The following is an 18,368-nucleotide window of genomic DNA, read 5'->3' as shown; positions in this document are numbered from 1 at the left end:
TGCCCACCTCCACTACTTTCCATGTTTATATGACGGAATTTTCTATCTAATTTTGTTTTTCTACAAGTTATGTCAAATCCCTCTCTTTCCCTCCTTTACAAATCAATTACAAAAAATCCCCCTCGTTCGCACAAGGGGGATCGGGCTTTACAGTTCGTGTTTTTTGTTGATGATGACGCGTTTCATCGCCATGATCGAATCCGGGCTGTCGCTGTAGGATTTGCCTGCAACGTTCGGGAACCCGAAGGTGGTGTCTTCCACGTCGAGGGTGACTTTGCCGGCCGGCTTGATCTGCAAGGTGAGCTCAAGACCTTTTTCCGGCGCGGACGCGTAGTTCAGAATGAACGGCGTTCCATCCGACTCGAACGTTTTGCCCCACACGCTGCCGCCGATGATCTGGCCTTCCGTTTGGCCGGTCACCGACATGCCGTGCGCGCCGCGCTGGGACATGATCTTCACTTTCAGCGTGCGCACATCGCCAGAAGTGGTGTCAGACAAGACTTCCAGCTTCGGCGCTTCTTCTTTCACGTCCGGCGCCTCTGCATAGCGGTAGTCGCGCTTGAACAGCGGGTGCAGCACTTCACTTAGCGGGCCGACTTCCGGGTCATCGGTCAGGAATTGCTCCAGCCACGGGTCGTCGAGCGGTGTGGCCGTCGCGTAGACCGCTTTGCCGGTGTTGTCGTTTTTGCCGTAGATGACGCTCGCATAGGTCGGGTTCTGCGCCGAGATGTCCAGCGTAAAGCCGGAGATCACGAAGATGAGCAGCGCGGTGACGACCGCAGCCGTCGGGAAGCGCCAGGTGCGACCCGACAGGAAGGACAGCACATGCGGCACCAGCAGGCCCATCATGATCGCCAGCAGGGCGAAGACGACGCCTGCGAGCGACAGGGAGACCAGCACCAGCACGAGGTAGACGAGCGGTGCAAACAGCAGCACAGCCGGCACGGCGAGCAGCGTTTGAATCACCGCGTCTTTGATCGACTTGATCTCGCCGTCCGGAGACTTGATCAAGAGGTACCAGCCGATCAGCGAGAAGAACAGCGGCCAGGTGAACAGGTACGAGCCGCCCGGCAACAGGAACGTCACCGCCAGCGTCAAGAGCCAGAACAGGAGGATCGAGCCGCCCATCAGGTTGGCAGCAGACGCCCAGCGGCGAATCCAGCTGTAAAGCCCGCTGAACACTGCGACCGACAAGAGGGCAAAGCCCCAGGCATACACGTTGAAGAAGTCCGGGTCGTTGACCAGGTTGTAGTTCATGTCCGGCTGCAGGGCATTGACCAGCGTCCAGGCGCCCATCGCCACGCCGCCGGTGCCGACGATCGCCAGCAGGAAGCCGAGCAAGCCTTTGAGCAGGCCGCCCGCGCGCAGCACGCCGCTGCGCAGGCCGGTGATCAAGACGAACAGGAACAGCAGGGTCACCACAGCGGTCAACGGGATCACCCACGTTTGGGAGTAATCGACCAGCACATGTTTGAACAGATTAAAGTAGACTTGGTTGCGGTCTCCGGCAGCTGCGTCCAAGCTGTCGAGCATGCCGAAATGCTTGGTCAGCGACAGCATATAGGAACCGTGGTGCTGCAAGCTCTCCGGGTCCATCGTCTCCACAGTGTCGATGCGGTTGTGGTAAGCGTTGAGACCGATCGCATACGCGAAGTTCAAGCCGCTCATGCCCGCCCCTTTAAAGACGGTCAAGTCGGTGTCGTTCGGCAGCAGTTTGTACATGTCATAGAGCATCGAGTTGGCGACCGGATGCTCGGCCGCTTTGGTGAATTCGTTCATCACCCAGCCGTTGCCGTCGCTCGTTTCGAACATGAAGGCCGGGCCTTTGTAGCCGCGCGCTTCGAAGTTCAGCACGAGCCCGACGTCTTTCGCCCACGGGTGCTCTTTGACGAACGCGTTGGCGCCGAGCAGCCCCGCTTCTTCCCCGTCGGTGAAGAGGAAGATCACATCGTGTTTCAGTTGCGGGCCTTCTTTTAAGGCGCGCAATGTTTCCAGCATCGCGCCGACCGCCGCGCCGTCATCGCTCGCGCCCGGAGCGGTCGGAACGGAATCATAGTGCGCTGCGATCAGGATCGCCTTGCCGCCGTCTGCGGAGCCTTTGAGGCGGCCGATGACGTTTTGAATGTGGCCCGAGTAGACGGTCCCGTGTGTGAAGCGCGCGGAGTCCGCTTCCTGCACCTGGCCATCGAGGCCGAGCGCTTTCAGCTCGCCCAGCAGATAGTCGCGCGCTTCTGCCGCTTCTTTGGAACCGGTCGGATGGGGGACTTTGGCGATCTGCTCGACATGCTTCACAGCACGTTCGGCAGAGAATTGATCGGCCGGCCCGTCGGCCGGCAGCACGTCCGGCGCGGACACCTGATTCAGCCCGAGGAACGTGGCCAGGGACAGAATCAGCAAGACAACAAGTGAACGCAAGATGTTGTTTTTCATCCGATATTTCCTCTCTGTACAATTTTATTAACGCTAAAAGTCTCTATCGAAAACGATTAATCTTATCTTACACAATGATAATCTGAATAGTATTGCTAGTCAAACGTTCTTGTGTCCCCTCTATGGCTGTGATATATTGAAACATCTCGTCTGAATGGCGAAATTTCTCATGTGGAGGTAACTGATCTTGGATGCTGAGATTCAAAGTGCCTATCAAGAAGAGCTGCAGCGGCTCGAACACACCGCTGCCGAGATTGACCGCCAGTTGCAGACACTCGAAACGGTCCCCCGTTATTACGGCGACGATTTGACCGAGCAGGCGCTGGACAACATTCGCGAATCGAGGCGCCAGAACTTGAGCATCGCCGCCGTCGAGCCGTATTTTGGCCGCCTCGACTTTCAGGAAGCGGGCGCCGCGGCGTCACAGCCGCTTTATATCGGTAAGGTTGGGGTAGAAGATGAAGATACCGGACATTTGCTCGTCATCGACTGGCGCGCGCCGGTCGCCTCGATGTTTTATTCGTTCACAGGCGGGGAGGAAGCAGCGTCTTACGATTCGCCGGAAGGGCTGATCGAAGGCCTGATCTACTTGAAGCGCAACCTCGTGATCCGCAAGCAGATCCTGCAGCGCGTCGTCGATGCGTACGTCAAAGGCGGCGACAACCTCGACGTCGCCGATGAGTTCCTGCTCTACCGTTTGGGCGAAAACAAAGACAACCGCCTGCGCGACATCGTCTCGACGATCCAAGCCGAGCAGGACAAGATCATCCGCTCGGCGAAAAACACCGCCCTCGTCATTCAAGGGGTCGCCGGCAGCGGCAAGACGACCGTCGCGCTGCACCGCCTCGCCTACCTGCTCTATCAGTACCGGGAGAACATTCGGGCGGAGCGGATGATCATTTTCGCGCCGAACTCGATGTTCCTCGACTACATTTCCGGGGTCTTGCCGGAGCTTGGCGTCGGCGGGATTCAGCAGACGACATTCAGCGACTGGGCGCTCGATCTTCTCGAGCAGGAAGTGGAGCTGTCCGACCCGGCGGAGCGGCTGGACACCTGGTTTGCCATCGGGCCGCAGCGTCCGGTGCTCGATGAACACGCGCCGGGACGCTACAAAGGCGCGATGCATTTTTACCGCTATGTAGAAGCGTATCTGGAGGCGTTTGAACAGAACTTCGTGCCGGAGCAGCCGTTTGAAGCGTGGGAAGGCACGGCGCTGGACGCGGCGACAGTACAGGAGTGGTTCCATGCGGAATACCGGCACTATCCGCTCGCCAAGCGCCGCGAGCGCGTCGTCGGCCGCATCAAGCGCTGGCTGGAAATCGAGCTGGAGAAAGTCTGGGACAGCATCAAGCGCAAAGAGCTGAAGAAAAAAGCGAACGCGCGGCTGCGCACCTATTTAAAAAGCATGCCTGACCTGACGCCGTTTGGCTTGTATAATAAGATGTTCGGCGAAGCGGCCGATCTGCCGGAGCGTATCGTGAAGGCGTCAAACAAGAAATTCAAAAAGAAGATCGTCGATCTGGAAGATCTGGCACCGCTGCTTTTGATCCGCAACCGGCTGCACGGGATCGACAGCTCGCACGTGTTCGACCACGTGGTGATCGACGAAGCGCAAGACTTCTCCCCGTTCCAAGTCGCGCTGCTGAAAGAGCAGACGCGGGGCCATTCGTTCTCAATCCTGGGTGATTTGTCGCAGGGGATTCACGCCTATCAAGGGGTGCACGCGTGGCGGGAGTTTCTGGAGCTGTTTGAGGAGGAGGAGCAGGCGTACTTCCAATTGGAGCGCAGTTACCGCTCGACGACGGAGATCATCAACTTCGCCAACGTGATTCTGGAGCGCTCCGGAGAAGCGCTGACCCTCGCCGTCCCGGTCTTCCGCAGCGGAGAAAAAGTCCGCGTGGCGCAGGTGGCTGAGCCGGAGCGCCTGCAGACGGTGATCGCTGCGGTGCGGCAGCTGCAAAGCGGCGCGCACACGACGGTCGCCGTGGTGGCGCGGACGGAAGAGGAGTCGCGCGACTTGCACCGCGCTCTGCAGCAGGCAGGGCTGGATGCGACGCTGATCCACTCCAAGCAGCGCGAGTACAGAGGCGGCCTGTCGGTGCTGCCCGTGTATCTGACGAAAGGCTTGGAGTTCGACGCCGTGCTGATCACCGATGTCGATGAGGCGCACTACGAACTGTCCCCGCAGGACGCCAAACTCCTGTATGTCGGCTGCACCCGCGCCTTGCACGAGCTCTGGCTGCTGCACACAGGAGCTCCTTCGCCGCTGATTGCCGGTCTTGATGAGGAGCTTTATACATCGGAGATGTAGCTGCGAGCGCAAGATTGCTCTTGCAGTTCTTGCCTGCTATGCAGGTGAACGTTACACGTCATAGCGTCATGCTCACGCCTGCATCATCGCATTACCCCGCAAGCCGCATTTCGATCAAAAAGCCTTCGCTGGTTGCCAGCGAAGGCTTTTTATTGTCAGGCATAATGAGAAGCGAATTTTTGCAGCAAGCCGAACAGTCTGTCTTCACAGTCGCCCGCGAGGTTATGGACGCGAAGGCGGAACTCCAGGCTGCGGACGAGGTGCTTCCAGTTGATGCGCAGCGTGAAGCTCTTGTGGTAGCTCTCCCCTGCGCATTCTTCCGCTTCCAGCCAGGCGCAGAGCTTGGCGAGCGGGACTTTGCCCGAATCGATCATCGCGAGCAGGGCGTTGGTGATGCGCTCGTCCTCTTCCGCGCCGTACACGAAGTCGGCGTTGCGGATCAAGGCGCGCAGGCCCTGCCAGAGCAGCTCGCATTCCGCTTCGCCCGTCAAGCGGTGCTTCACGCACTCATCGACCACATCGGCGACGTGCGCCGCCGCATGCGCCCAACCGCCAGGCTCGACGAAGCCGCGGAAGTCGCGCTCCTGCTGGCAGTAGGCGACCGTCCGCGCCAGAATCGTCCGGAACTCCTCCTCCGTCAAGAACGGTGTCTTGTTGTCCTGCAACAGCACCAGTGCCACGACGAGGCTGGCAAAACTGCGCAAAAACACGCCGTCCGACTCCTTCTCGCCGATGCCTTCATTCCATACGCCGAGCACGCGCTGCAAAATCTCCCGCAGCTGCTCCAGACTGTACTCGTCTTGTTTGTACAGCCAATTGGCCAGCGTCGAATAGCCCAAACTGTCGCGCAAATAGGCGTCGGTCGAGCCGAGCTGATCCAAGATCGCATGGGTCAGCTCCATCAAGTCCTGGCCCGCTGCGAGACGGTATTCCTGTTGTTTGATGATTTCGAGTTCTTGTGTCAGGTTCATCCGATTTCTCCTCCAATAGCAAAAAGAGCCGGGTCACGCCCGGCTCCGCTCCACTGCCTCGACTCCACGATTGCGAACGATTAGCTGTCCTGCCCGCCGCCTTCATTCGGGTCGATCCGGCCGTCCCCGCCTTCGACTTCAAGCTCGAACTCGTCGAGCTCCTGCTGCAAAGCTTCAAGGACCTTGTCGCCATGCACATGCTCGGTCGCCGTCACGTCATGCATCGGATGCATGAACATGCCGCTGTTCGCTTGAATCGTCTCCATCGCGATCCGATTCTCGGTCGGCTCCGTCACATATTGGCGGTTGTCGGTCGACATGTCGCCGGCAAGCTTGCTCGCATCATAGTTGGGGTCATCGGTCAGTCTGAGCTGTTTCTGGTTCTCAAATTGACGAAAGCTTTGCTTTTCACCTTTGGTCACTGGAAGAAGCCCCCTTTGGTTCCCGTCTCATCATAGGGTTTCCAGCGCCGCTGAACTTATCCGAGAAAATACTCCTTCATCAGCACATGCGACCACTCCGGCTGCTTCACGTCGCCGCGCGGGCCAAACTCCGCCATGTACGGCTTGAGGTCGACGACCGGCGTGCCTTCGATCGCATCCAATCCGCGCACGGTGATGCGCAGCCCTTCGACTTTGACCAGTTGGCAGTTGGTGACCCCGAGGCGGTTCGGGCGGCCTTTGGCGCGCTGGGCGAAGATGCCGACTTTCGGCCACTCCGTGTTGCCGCGCGGATGGCGGGCGGTCGTTTCGATCTTCTCCGGGCGGACGCGGTTCATGAAAAACACCACATCGACATGCGAGAAATCGCTGAGCCCCGCCGCCACATCTGCGGTGAACTGCTCCGGGTCGAGCTCGATCACCGATTCTACGCTTCCCCAGAAATCATCGATCGCCTCATCGCGCGGCGAGCGCACGACCCCGATCGGCTGCAAGACGATTTCCTGTTTCCATTCGCTCATTTACGCTTCCCCCTTTTCTAAACGCTCCAGATGCTTCGCCAGCATCTCGCGCAGGGAGCCGGCCGCCGCTTCGTCCCCGATGATCCGGCGCATCGCGTCGCGGTTCGCATCGTCGTGGAAGAGGACGTGATTGACTTCTGCGATGGTCATCCCCTGGCCCCGCTCCAGCAGCACCAGCTCCGGATTCGCGTCCACATCGCCTTCTTCCAGCACGCGCAGGTAGTAACCCGTATAGCCGGTGTCTTTAAACAGCTTGACAAAGTTTGGCACCCCGGTGCGCATCGAGATCTTGCCGCAAGGGATGCGCGGCTGGCAGACTTGCAGCACCGCTCCGCCGATTTGATAGATGTCGCCAATGCGCACATCCCGTTCGGTCAGGCCGCGCAAGGTCAAGTTTTCACCGAATGCGTTTTCCGGAAGTTTTACAGCAAGCGTCTCTTCCCAATAGGCGTAGTGCTCGACCGGGTAGGCGCAGACCGCCTTGTCCGGGCCGCCATGATGCACGAGGTCGGCCTGCTCGTCCCCTTCAAAATTCACTTTGGACAAATATACGCGCCCTTCGACTCGCCGCTTGGAGATCGCGCTGTCCAGCGTCTGTCCGTTATGCGTCAGCGCCTGCGGGCGGCCGACGCTGATCCGCACCACTTCCATCTGCGTCATGCTAGTTCCCCTCCATCTCCATAAACTCCAGCCGGTTGCCCCACGGGTCTTCCATGAAAAAGCGCTTCCGGTCGCTCAGCGCTTCATCGAGCTGGTACTCCGCACCATGCATTTCCAAGCGGGCGATCAGCGCGTCTAGATTCTGCACGACAAACGCCGGGTGCGCTTTTTTCGCCGGTGCGAAATCCGCTTCCACGCCGATGTGAATCTGCTGGGCGCCGCAGACAAACCAGGCGCCGCCCCGCGACCGCAGCGATTCCGGCTTGACCAGCTCCGGCATGCCGAGCAGGTCGGTGAAAAACTGCCGCGCCCTTGCCTCGCAGCCTTTCGGTGCGGCCAGTTGAACGTGATCGATTCCTGCAAAGGTGTAACTCATCTTGCTCCCCTCCACATCCCATGTTCGTTTGACAACATTTTACACGAAGCGGCAGCTTTTGCGTTATAGAAATTGGATAAGGGGGTATTCATTCTTTAGATATGCCAGATCTGACGCCGGGTCAGCAGCACGAGGAGCGTGACGAGGATGCAGCCTGTGCCCATCATCACGCCGGCCCACAGCGCACCGGCGGTGCCGGCCACCGTGCCGATCAGGATCGCGCCGAGCGGCATGAAGCCGCGGTCCATCAGCGCGATGCTCATGATCCGCCCGCGCAGATGGTCGGGCACTTGCATCTGCATGGTGATCCGGCTCATCGTCCGATACGTCTGTCCGGTCAAACCGACGAAAAACATCATGACGGCAGCAAGCCAGAACGAATCGGCAAACATAAACAGGAGCAGCGACGTGCCAAATCCCAGCACCGACGTGATCAGCCAGCGCCCGGCATGCTGCTGCCCTTGGCGCAGGGACAGCCAGACCGAGCCGAGCACCGCACCTGCCGCCGAGACGGACAGCAGCGCGCCGAAGCCGCCCGGGCCGAGGTTCATCAGCTGGTCGACGAAGACGGGCAGCATCGACGTGTACGGAAAGCCGAACACCATCGGCACGACGGCCAAGAGCAGCAGCGACTGGACGGTGCGCTTGGTTTTCAGAAAAGCGAACGCTTCGCCGACATCGTCTTTCAGCACTCTTTGACTGCTTCTGCCCTGCTCTTTGACCGGGCGCAGCAGATACAGCGCAGAGAGTTCGACCAACAGCCCGCCAGCACCAAGCCAGATCACCTCGTGTGTGGCGAGCGTGGCGAGCAAAACGCCGGCGACCGTCGGGCCGATGATGCGCGAGAGGTTGAGCGCCATCGTGTTCATCGCGATCGCCCGGCCGATAAAATCGTCGGGGACGAGGTTGGGAATCAGCGAGTTGCGGATCGGCGGGTCCATCGTCTGGAACACGGCGCGCAGACAGACGGCAGCTGCAAACAGCCAGAACGGGCTGTCGAGGAAAAAGAGCAGCCCGATCAGCAGCGTGAGCAGGGTCGTGGCGCTCTGCAGCAGGATCAGCAGCCGGCGCCGGTCAAAGCGGTCGGCGAGGATGCCCGCCGGGATGCTGAGCAGGAACACCGGGATCAGTCGGCAGGCGTTGATGATCCCGAGGTGCACCGGAGATTCGGTCATCGCCAGCACCGCCCAGTTCAGGGCGACCATGTCCAGCCACTCGCCGCACGCCGCGATGAAGTTGCCGCCAAGATACAATCGGAAAGACCGCATCCCCTGAGAGATGCGGTGCTGTGTGGTCGGTTGCAGTTGTGTGAATCCAGGTTGTGTCATGGAAAAGTGCCTCTTTCTGTCAGCTTACACAGAACATGTTACTCCTCGCCTGCGAAATGTGCAAAGTGCGTCTACTGCATAAACTCATAGCGGGCCGCGTCATCCGCCCGCAGCGGCCGGTCGAACGCCATGTGTCCGGCCACCGTTTCGACCGGCTTGTTGTCGACGAGCACCGTCACTTCCTGATACCCGTATTGCGCAAGCACCTGCGGCAGCCCTTGGGCGAACATGCTTTCCAGCGTCGAGCCAAAGTTGATTTTGTAGAGGTCGTTGGAAAACGAGACTGCGCAGCGTCCGCCACCGAGGTCTTGGACCGACTGCACTTGCACCGAAGCGGGCAGCAGCGGAGCGAGCTTGGTATGCTTCGGCCCGGCGATCCACTGCTGCAGCGCAAGTTTCGGCAGGTCGGCACCGGCGGTTGTGAAGGTGCGGTTTTCTTTGTAGAGCTTCAGCAGCTGTTCGTCCGGGTAGTAGAGGACGACCGTCTCCGTTTTCGGCTCCGGCGTATTGGCCGGGGGATTTTTGATGGCGGACGGCGAGCAGCAGCGTGAATTTTTTCATCGGGATGGGTCGCTCCTTTCTCCCGTGAAGATATGTACCGATTAACGTGGTTGGTGAGCCGAGTTTTGATACATGGTAAGATATGGGGAGTAAAAAATGGACGGAGGCAGACGGGGATGAAAGTGGTAGTGGCGGTGGATTCGTTTAAAGGGAGCTTGGATGCAAAAGGCGTCTGTGCGGCCGTTGCGGCAGGCGTGCGCCGCGTGTTTGCCGATGCGGAGATCGTGGAGATTCCATTGGCCGACGGCGGTGAAGGCACGGCGGAACAGTTGGCTTATGCGACGGGCGGTTTTTTGGTGGACGAAGAAGTGAGCGGGCCGCTCGGGACGCCTGTCCAGGCGAAATACGGCGTGCTGGGCGACGGGAAGACGGCGGTGATCGAGATGGCGCAGGCGTCCGGGTTGATGCTGGTGCCGGAAGCGGCGCGCAATCCGCTGATCACGACGAGCCGCGGGACGGGCGAATTGATTTTGAAAGCGCTGGAGCGCGGGTATCGGAAGTTCATCATCGGGCTTGGCGGCAGCGCAACCAATGACGGCGGAGCGGGCATGCTGACCGCGCTTGGGCTGCGCTTTTTGGATGGAGAGGGCCGGGAGCTGGCCGCGGGCGGCGGCGCTTTGGGGAGGCTGGCCCGGATCGAAAAGGCGGGATGGGATGAACGGCTGGCCGAGGCGTCTTTTGTCGTGGCGGGCGATGTGCAGAATCCTTTGATCGGTCCGCAGGGTGCGTCGGCGGTGTTCGGCCCGCAAAAAGGTGCGACGCCGCAGATGGTGCAAGAGCTCGACGCGGCGCTGGACCGGCTGGGCGAAGCGGTGCTGCACCGGACCGGCGTCGAGATCCGCCATCTGCCCGGCGGCGGTGCGGCCGGCGGGATGGGGGCGGCGCTGGCCGCCTTTATGCAAGCGGAAGTGCGGGCCGGAATTGAGGTGATGATGGAGGCGGCAGAGCTGGAGCGGCGACTTGGCGGGGCAGATCTGATGATCACAGGTGAAGGCCGGCTCGATGCGCAGACGTTGTCGGGGAAAGTGATCGCCGGAGTGAGCCGGGCCGCAGCCAAACAAGGCGTGCCGGCGGTGGCGCTGTGCGGCGGGCTGGCCTTGTCCGGGGCGGAGCTGGCACAGCTTGGCGTGGCAGCCGCGTTTCCGATCGTGCCGGGGCCGTGTCTGCTCTCTGAAGCGATGGCAAAGACGGCCGACTGGACGGCCGATGCGGCAGAACGGGTGCTTCGGCTGTGGCAGGCGGCGTCCGCTCAGAGCAGCCAGTAGAGCAGGGCGGCGTAGAGCATGAGGTTCCAAAGCGCGGCCAGCGGCAGCAGGATGCGGAAGGAGGTGTGTTTCGTTTTGTGGCGGAAATGTTTCATGCCCTGATACACGCCGAGTCCGCCGCCAAGAAAGGCGGTGAGGAACAGCGTTTTTTCCGGGATGCGCGACTGCTTGCGCTGCGCTTGCTGTTTGTCGCGCCGCATCAAGGTGTAGCCGTACAGGTTGATCAGCAGGATGATGCTGAAGATGATGCCGATGGTCATGGTTCCGGTCTCCCCTTTCGTGTTTATTTTAACAGGTTTGGGAATAGATATTGGATGAAAATCTTATTCGACAGGAGCGCGGTGCCATGAACGGCAAGAAAGAATATCCCACATCGTTTCCCCCACAGACGCAAGATCGCCAGCCCGGGATCGAAAAAGTGATGCAGCCGCGGCCGGTGTCGGAGAGTCCGGCTTATCAGGCGGCGGGCAAACTGCAAGGCAAAGTCGCCCTGATCACCGGCGGCGACAGCGGAATCGGGCGCGCGGTCGCCTATGCGTACGCGAAGGAAGGCGCCGATGTCGTGGTCGTGTACCTGAATGAGCATCAGGATGCGGAAGAGACCAAGCAGCGCGTGGAGCAGATCGGGCAGCGATGCTTGAACATCGCAGCCGACGTCGGCGATCCGCAAGCCTGCCGCCAAGTGGTGGAGCAGACGCTGGCGGCGTTTGGGCGGCTCGATGTGCTGGTCAACAATGCGGGCGAACAGCATCCGCAGCAGAGTCTGCTCGACATCTCACAGGAGCAGTTGCTGCGGACGTTTCAGACGAACATTTTCGCGATGTTTTATTTGACGCAGGCGGCGCTGCCGCATCTGAAAGCGGGCAGCGCGATCATAAATACGGCGTCGATCACAGCTTATCACGGACACAAGGAGCTGATCGACTACTCGGCGACGAAAGGGGCGATCGTGACGTTTACGCGTTCGCTGTCGCTGAACCTGGCAAAGCAGGGCATCCGCGTCAACGCCGTGGCGCCGGGTCCGATCTGGACGCCGTTAATTCCGTCAACGTTCACCGCCGATCAGGTCGCCCAATTCGGCGCCGACACCCCGATGGGCCGCGCCGGCCAGCCGGAAGAACTGGCCGGCGCCTATGTCTATTTGGCGAGTGACGATTCGTCGTACGTCTCGGGGCAGACGCTCCATGTCAACGGCGGCGAGATCGAAAACGGATAATGTCAAATTGTCGCAAAAATGGCCGGTTGCAGTAGAGGTGACCGGCCTTGATGTTTAACCAGATTGGAGCAGAAATATAGTTTGCTACTCCCCCCGTTCATCTGCTACATTGGGTGTGCGAAAGGAGGGATCAGACATGGACGAGACGAATCAGCTGCTCCGTGCCATTCTGGCGAGCATCGAACAGCTCAACACTTCGGTGGCTGCACTCACCCATCGAGTGGACAAGCTGGAACACGCGTTCTGCGAGTTTCAGGCGAAGATCGAGGCGAGACTGGACCGCCTTGAGGCAAGAATGGACAGTCTTGACGCGAGAATGGACAGTCTTGACGTGAGAATGGAAAGTCTTGAGACAAGAATGGACAGCCTTGAGGAAAGAATGAACAGTCTTGAAACAAGAATCGACAGCCTTGAAACAAAAATGAGCAGTCTTGAAGCAAGAGTTGATAGTATCGAAGCAAAGTTGGTACGCATCGATACTCGACTGGTCAGCATCGAAGCAAGGCTGGACAGCGTGGAGGAAAACCTGGACAGCATTGTAGAAGAGCTGGACGGTGTAAAATCCACGATGGCGACCAAGGCGGACGTCGCGATGATGACGGAGACTTGTGCTTCCCGAGAAGAGATGCATGTGCTCGAGAAAAGGTTCAGCGAAGCGGACAAGCTGCATCATCTGAAACACGCCTACCAAGATCAGGACGTCATGATCATCAAACAGAAGCTCTCTTTGTAACGTCACACCTCGCTGTTTCGCCTCTCTGGCCGGATATCCCATAACAAAGAGCCCCTGTACGCCTCAACGTCGACAGGGGCTCAACTTTTTCTGTTCTCTTACCTTTTGGAACCTGACCCTATTTTCCCAAATTTACTCGTACTTCACACGAGACAGCCCAGCAACCAAGAACACCGCGCCAAACGCCAGCAGAACGCCGACCTGCGGACCGATATCGGCGAGCGTGCCGCCCCCGGCGAGCAGTTTCGCAAAGCCTTCCATCGCCCACTTTTGCGGTACGAAGTTGGCGACTTTCTGCATCGTGTCAGACACGATGTCGAGCGGCCAGTACACGCCGCCCAGCATGCAGGTGGAGATGATGACGATCGTGCCGATCGCCCCTTGCTGCTCCTGCGTCTTCACGAGGCCGGCGATGAACAGCCCCAGTCCGACGACGCACAGGAGCAGCGCGGAGACGAGCACGATCTGCCCGAGCCAATCGCCCCAGACCACGCCAAACAGCTGCGAAGACAGCTCCATCAGCACGAAAAACTGAATCCAGCCGATCAGGAAAAAGGCGAGCAGGTAGCCGGACAGAATCTGCAGCCGCGATGCAGGCGCGGCGAGCAGGCGGTACCAGACGCCCGTCTTGCGCGCTTCCAGCATCGTCCCGGTCACAGACAGCAAGGAGATCATCACAAACATGATCGTAAAGCCGATCGAGCGCTCGCTTTTGTTGTCGAGGCGTTTGGCAAGGCCGCTTTGCGTGACCGTCTTTTCGGCGACGGTGATCAGCGGCACGGATGCTTGAGCCGCGGTCAACTCGTCAAATCGCTGCTCCCACTCTGCCCCGTCGCCAAGCCGGTGCCACGTCTTTGCTGCCCGCACCTGCACCGCCGCGCGGGCCGAAACGTCTTCTGCCGTCAGTCGAATCACTTTCGCGACTGCGAGATCCGGGCCGTGACGGAAGCTGAGTTCCGCTTTGGCGCCTGCTGCCAGCTCCGCACCGTAGCCGGCGGGAAACTGCAGGATGCCGGCGATCTTTTTCTTGCGCAGCGCTACTTCTGCCGCTCCCGCCGCCATCGGCTGCAGGTCGAGCGAATCATCTTTCGCGAGCTCTTGCGCTACCCACCCGGACAGCCGCGACTGGTCAAGGTCGACGACGGCGAGCGGAATCTTCGACGCGCCTTCTGAGGCCAAGCCGCCAAAGATCAGCGTAAACAGCACCGGCATCAGAAACATCACCAGCCACGAGCGCCGGTTCTTGAACACGCGTTTGATCTCATGCAGACATAGAGTCAAGATCTGGTTCATCTTCGCTACCTCCTCCTATCGCGCCGCCAAGCGCCAGGTTCCAAAGCACAGCGCGGCCGCACCGATCGCGAGCAGCACGCCGAGCGGCAGGAACAACGCCTGCCAGGCCACGCCGGTCATGATGTCGGTGAAGCTGGTCAACGCCCAGGCGTTCGGGGTCACCAGCGCTGCTTTTTGCAGCAGATCGGGGAACTGAGACAAGGGCACCATCGAGCCGCCGAGCACCGAGCAGATCTGCACGCCGACGCCAGACACGACGTCGGCCGCCTGTTCCGATCGCAAGATGGCAGCGAGCGCCATCGACAGCCCGGAGACTGCCACCGCATAACATCCGGCCACCGCCAGCGTCTGGCCGAGATCGTCGCCCCATGCCACGCCAAACAGGTACTTCGTGGCGAGAAACAGCACGCCGAACTGCAGCAAGGCGAAAAACAGCGTCCCGGTGAATTTGCCCAGCAGAATCGAAGACTTGGCGGTCGGCGTGCTGAGCATCCGGGACAGCGTTTCGGTGGCCCGTTCGTTCAGGATCGACTTCGCACCGATCGTCGCGTTAAACAGCAGGAACATCACCGCCATCGCCGCCGCGTAGTACTGCTTGGCACTGACCTCGTGCTTCCCGACCGGCTTTTCCAGCACGGCCGCATTCGGCGCTTCCGCCGCCGCGGTTAGTTCGCCGATCACGTCCTGCGCGATCTGGCCGATGTTGGGAGCGGCACCTGTGGTGCCGGCTGTGCGTTGCGCCACGTCCGCCAGGATCGCCGCCTGGGCGGAGCTGACCGCCGCGACCCGCTCGGTGTAGGACTTGACGATGCTGGTCAAGATCAGCCCCGTCTGCTCTTTGCCCGGGTTCTGGAGCACAGCGAGCTCAACCGGACGGCCCGTCGTCACTTGTGCGGTGAACCCGGGCGGGATCACCAGCCCGACGTCCGCTTGCCCTTCCTTCACGCTTTGCTCAACGGCCGCCGCCGTGTCGGCCGGCAGGATGGTGATCGTCTTGCGCAGCGCGTCGCTTTGCAGGACCTCTTCCGCCAATGCTTTGCCCATCCTGCCTTCATCGCCTTGATAGACGGCGACCTCAAACGAAGGCAGCGTCCCTTCCTCTTGATTGAACACCCCGCCGAGCGCCGCGCCCAAGATCGCGGTCAACAAGAGCGGCATCAGGAGCGCCGAGAGCAGCCCTTTGCGGTCGCGCAGGCGAATCCGGATGTCTTTCCATGCGATTTCCCAAAGCTTCATGCCTGTCACCTCCTAATCCCGCAGCGTGCGCCCGGTCAACTGCAGGAACACCGTCTCCAGATTCGGCTCCTGCACGTCGACAGCCAGAATCTGTGCACCGTCAGCCAATGCGGCCGACACCACGTCGCCGAGCATCTGGCCTGCCGCTTTGGCAAACACCTGCACCGTCTGCCCCTCGACAGCCGTCTGCTCCACACCGGGCACCCGGCGCAAGTTGCTGGCGAGTTCTGCCGCTTCCCCTTCCACCGTCAGCTTGATCACCGCTCCGTTGGTCAGGCGGTTGCACAGATCCTGTTTGGTGCCAGTCGCGATCACCTGGCCGTGGTCGATGATCGCCAGCCGTTCGCAAAGGTATTCGACCTCTTCCATGTAGTGCGACGTGTAGATCACCGTCATCCCTTGGCGGTTCAGCTCTTTGACCGTTTCCAGAATATGATTGCGCGACTGCGGGTCGATGCCGACGGTCGGCTCATCCATGATCAGCAGCTCCGGCTTGTGCATCAGCGCCGCTCCGATGTTGATCCGCCGCTTCATGCCGCCGGAAAACGTGCCGACCGCATCTTTGGCGCGGTCGGTGAGCCCGACGATCTCCAGCACTTCTTGCGCCCGCCGCTTCACCTCTGCGCCTCGCAAGCCGTACATGCGCCCCCAGAACACGAGGTTCTCATAGGCGGACATCGTCGGGTACAACGCGATGTCCTGCGGCACGACTCCGATCTTTCGCTTCACCTCCTGCGGGTTGTTGCGCACCGACTGGCCGCCGACGATCACATCGCCGCTGTCGGCACCAAGCAGCCCGCAGATCATCGAGATCGTCGTCGACTTCCCGGCGCCGTTCGGCCCGAGCAGCCCGAACGATTCCCCTTTTTGCACATGGAACGACACGCCGCGCACCACGTGGCGGCTGCCGAAACTTTTGGTCAGCTCCTGGACTTGAATCATGTTTTGCTCCAGCTCCTCTCACTCTCGCTTGCTGACCTCATTGTATGCCCTTATGAAACATTTCCCATCCCGCGCCAGATAGATTTTTGCCCATGAAAAAAAGCGGCCCAAAAGGCCGCTTGCTATGCCAAAAGTCATGAGGGGAACGACGCGATGCCATGGCGCACCGCATAGATCGCCGCCTGCGTCCGGTCGCGCAGCCGGAGTTTGGCGATGATGTTCGAGACGTGGTTCTTCACCGTGCCCTCCGTGATGACCAGCGTCTCCCCGATCTCTTTGTTGTTCATGCCCTGCCCGAGCAGTTGCAGCACGTCATGCTCGCGCTCGGTCAGCTCGTCCAGGTAGGGCGGCGCGACGCTCACCGCCTGCTCCCGCCCCTCCGGCGCGGCGTGTTCGCGGCCGCGCTTCCACTCTGCGACCACCTGGGCCGTGCTTTCCGGCGGCAGCACGATGCCGCCCGCATCGACCGTCATGATCGCCTGCACGATCACTTCGGTCGGCATGTCTTTCAGCAGATACCCGCTCGCGCCTTCCTCCAGCGCGTCGAGGATCAATTCGCTGTCGTTAAACGTAGTCAGCATCAGCACTTTCGTCTCCGGCAGTTGTTCCCGGATCAGGCGCGTGCCTTGCACCCCGTCGACGCCGGGCATGCGAATGTCCATCAGCACGAGATCAGGCTTCGTCTCCTGCGCCACCGCCAGTGCCTGCGCGCCGTCGGCCGCCGTGCCGACCACTTCGATGTTGTCTTCCAAGCTCAAGATCGTCTTCAACCCGTCGCGCATCAGCTTCTGGTCGTCGACGACGATCACACGAATCATGCTTCCCGCCCTCCAAACTTCCACGTCTGCTCCTGCAGCGGAAACGAAACTTCCGTCCGGAATCCGCCCCCTTGCTGGCTGGCGAACAGCACCGTGCCGCCAAACTCCATCACCCGTTCCCGCAGGTTGATCAGCCCAAATCCCGGCACCACTTCCGCCGTCCCTGTGCCGTCGTCGGAGATCGTCAGCCGCACCTCGCGCTCCGTGCCTTTGACTTCGACGGCAGCCGAAGTCGCGTCCCCATGGCGTTTGGCATTGGTCAGCGATTCCTGCACGATGCGGTAGATCGTCGGCTTCAGCGTCTCCGGCACTGCGTGCAGATGTCCATGCACCTGCAGTTGCGTATCCAGCCCGGTCATCTTGGCAAAGTCGCCGAGCAGTTGGCGCAAGGAGTCGAGCAGTGTGGCTTGCTGCGCTTCCTCTTCGCGGATCGCCTGCACCGACAGCCGCACTTGCTGCAACGCGGAGCGTGCCACTTCTTCGCAATTGACGAGCAAGTCGCGGCTCTGCTCCAAGTCCCGCTCCTGCATCTTCCTGGCCGCTTGCAATTGCACGAGCAGCGCGGTCATCGAATGGCCGACCGTATCGTGGATTTCACGGGCGATATGGTTGCGCTCGCGCACGGCGGTCAGCATTTCCACCTGCTTGGCATATTCGCCCAAAGCGCGGTGCGACTCTTCGAGCTCCGCATAGAGCACGGCGATTTTCTCCCGCGACTGCATGTAATAGCGGATCAGCGACCCGACTACGCAGGAGAACACGACAAACCCAATGTTCATCGCCGAATTCAGCCCGTGCACCACATCCATCCTCACGTATTCGGCGATCAGGATGCCGACCCAGACGACGAACAGCAGGACGGCAGACATCACCAGCAGCCGCTTGTTGTCGGTCCACAGCATCAGCGTCACCCCGATAATGCCGAAAAACAGCTCATACGGGTAGCCCTGCCCGAGAAACACCACAGCAAATCCGCAGGCCAGCAGGAAATCGAGCCCGATCTGCCAGAGTGCCCAACGCGGTCCGAATCTGGAAAATGAAAAATGGTTGATCAGAAACAGGCAGCTCGCTGCGATGACATAGCCCCTCTGCCACCCGGCCGCCTCCTGGCTGTAGTTGTAATACGTCCAGCACAGCAGGAGAATCATCATGATCCGCACCATCGTGAGCAGCCGAAACGCAAAAGGGATGCTGGGCTGCTTCGATTCGTCTTGCACGACCCCGTACATGGGGATCACCTCACACTTCCCAAAAGACACTTCTTGTC

The 18,368-nt window shown here is 60.3% G+C and carries 18 protein-coding genes; 4 read left to right on the top strand and 14 right to left on the bottom strand.

Translation table 11 applies throughout. The annotated features are described in order from the left end of the window. Positions 1–147: 147 nt before the first annotated feature. On the bottom strand, positions 148–2,430 hold the full coding sequence (locus EV586_RS06965; protein WP_132944351.1) for a M20/M25/M40 family metallo-hydrolase: 2,283 nt from the start codon (positions 2,428–2,430) through the stop codon (positions 148–150). 187 nt (positions 2,431–2,617) lie between these two features. On the opposite strand from EV586_RS06965, the gene EV586_RS06960 reads away from it, so the two are divergent. Next, positions 2,618–4,741 (top strand): HelD family protein, encoded by a 2,124-nt coding sequence (locus EV586_RS06960; RefSeq protein WP_132944350.1) that lies wholly within the window; start codon positions 2,618–2,620, stop codon positions 4,739–4,741. A 155-nt stretch (positions 4,742–4,896) separates the two neighbouring features. Here the strand turns inward: EV586_RS06960 and EV586_RS06955 are convergent, their stop codons facing one another. From EV586_RS06955 to EV586_RS06925, 7 genes are all read right to left on the bottom strand, one after another. Next, positions 4,897–5,712, bottom strand: a complete 816-nt coding sequence (locus tag EV586_RS06955; protein ID WP_132944349.1) for a DUF2785 domain-containing protein — start codon at positions 5,710–5,712, stop codon at positions 4,897–4,899. An 80-nt stretch (positions 5,713–5,792) separates the two neighbouring features. Next, on the bottom strand, positions 5,793–6,134 hold the full coding sequence (locus tag EV586_RS06950; RefSeq protein WP_132944348.1) for a hypothetical protein: 342 nt from the start codon (positions 6,132–6,134) through the stop codon (positions 5,793–5,795). A 56-nt stretch (positions 6,135–6,190) separates the two neighbouring features. Further along, positions 6,191–6,673 (bottom strand): SAM-dependent methyltransferase, encoded by a 483-nt coding sequence (locus EV586_RS06945; protein WP_132944347.1) that lies wholly within the window; start codon positions 6,671–6,673, stop codon positions 6,191–6,193. After that, positions 6,674–7,333, bottom strand: coding sequence for an MOSC domain-containing protein (locus EV586_RS06940; protein WP_132944346.1), 660 nt, complete (start codon positions 7,331–7,333; stop codon positions 6,674–6,676). Between the two features lies 1 nt (position 7,334). Next, on the bottom strand, positions 7,335–7,709 hold the full coding sequence (locus EV586_RS06935) for a VOC family protein (protein ID WP_132944345.1): 375 nt from the start codon (positions 7,707–7,709) through the stop codon (positions 7,335–7,337). Positions 7,710–7,804: 95 nt separating this feature from the next. After that, complete coding sequence (locus EV586_RS06930) at positions 7,805–9,037, bottom strand: MFS transporter (protein WP_243652954.1); 1,233 nt, start codon at positions 9,035–9,037, stop codon at positions 7,805–7,807. 71 nt (positions 9,038–9,108) lie between these two features. Beyond that, positions 9,109–9,564, bottom strand: coding sequence for a GerMN domain-containing protein (locus EV586_RS06925; RefSeq protein ID WP_132944344.1), 456 nt, complete (start codon positions 9,562–9,564; stop codon positions 9,109–9,111). A gap of 150 nt (positions 9,565–9,714) precedes the next feature. Here EV586_RS06925 and EV586_RS06920 point away from each other — a divergent pair, with 150 nt between their 5' ends. Beyond that, positions 9,715–10,863 carry a glycerate kinase gene (locus tag EV586_RS06920; protein WP_132944343.1) on the top strand — a complete coding sequence of 383 codons (1,149 nt, stop codon included), beginning with the start codon at positions 9,715–9,717 and terminating at the stop codon, positions 10,861–10,863. Here the strand turns inward: EV586_RS06920 and EV586_RS06915 are convergent. Further along, entirely contained in the window at positions 10,848–11,123 is a 276-nt protein-coding gene (locus EV586_RS06915) for a DUF1294 domain-containing protein (protein ID WP_132944342.1), read from the bottom strand. The genes EV586_RS06920 and EV586_RS06915 overlap by 16 nt on opposite strands. A gap of 86 nt (positions 11,124–11,209) precedes the next feature. Between EV586_RS06915 and EV586_RS06910 the strand changes: the two genes are divergently transcribed. Then, complete coding sequence (locus EV586_RS06910; protein ID WP_132944341.1) at positions 11,210–12,079, top strand: SDR family oxidoreductase; 870 nt, start codon at positions 11,210–11,212, stop codon at positions 12,077–12,079. 136 nt (positions 12,080–12,215) lie between these two features. Further along, entirely contained in the window at positions 12,216–12,812 is a 597-nt protein-coding gene (locus tag EV586_RS06905) for a hypothetical protein (protein ID WP_132944340.1), read from the top strand. Between the two features lie 132 nt (positions 12,813–12,944). On the opposite strand, the gene EV586_RS06900 is transcribed toward EV586_RS06905, so the two are convergent. From EV586_RS06900 to EV586_RS06880, 5 genes are all read right to left on the bottom strand, one after another. Beyond that, entirely contained in the window at positions 12,945–14,105 is a 1,161-nt protein-coding gene (locus EV586_RS06900; RefSeq protein ID WP_132944339.1) for an ABC transporter permease, read from the bottom strand. Between the two features lie 15 nt (positions 14,106–14,120). Beyond that, a complete protein-coding gene (locus EV586_RS06895; protein ID WP_132944338.1) occupies positions 14,121–15,341 on the bottom strand; it encodes an ABC transporter permease in 1,221 nt (406 codons plus the stop codon). A 12-nt stretch (positions 15,342–15,353) separates the two neighbouring features. Next, positions 15,354–16,283, bottom strand: coding sequence for an ABC transporter ATP-binding protein (locus EV586_RS06890; RefSeq protein WP_132944337.1), 930 nt, complete (start codon positions 16,281–16,283; stop codon positions 15,354–15,356). Positions 16,284–16,417: 134 nt separating this feature from the next. Then, on the bottom strand, positions 16,418–17,101 hold the full coding sequence (locus EV586_RS06885) for a response regulator (RefSeq protein ID WP_132944336.1): 684 nt from the start codon (positions 17,099–17,101) through the stop codon (positions 16,418–16,420). Beyond that, positions 17,098–18,330, bottom strand: a complete 1,233-nt coding sequence (locus EV586_RS06880) for a sensor histidine kinase (protein ID WP_132944335.1) — start codon at positions 18,328–18,330, stop codon at positions 17,098–17,100. Before EV586_RS06880 ends, EV586_RS06885 begins: the two co-directional genes overlap by 4 nt. Positions 18,331–18,368 lie beyond the last annotated feature (38 nt).

Origin of the sequence: Tumebacillus sp. BK434 (assembly GCF_004340785.1) — a bacterium.
In the GTDB taxonomy this organism is placed as follows: Bacteria; Bacillota; Bacilli; order Tumebacillales; family Tumebacillaceae; genus Tumebacillus_A.
This window is presented reverse-complemented; position numbering and strand designations above follow the sequence as displayed.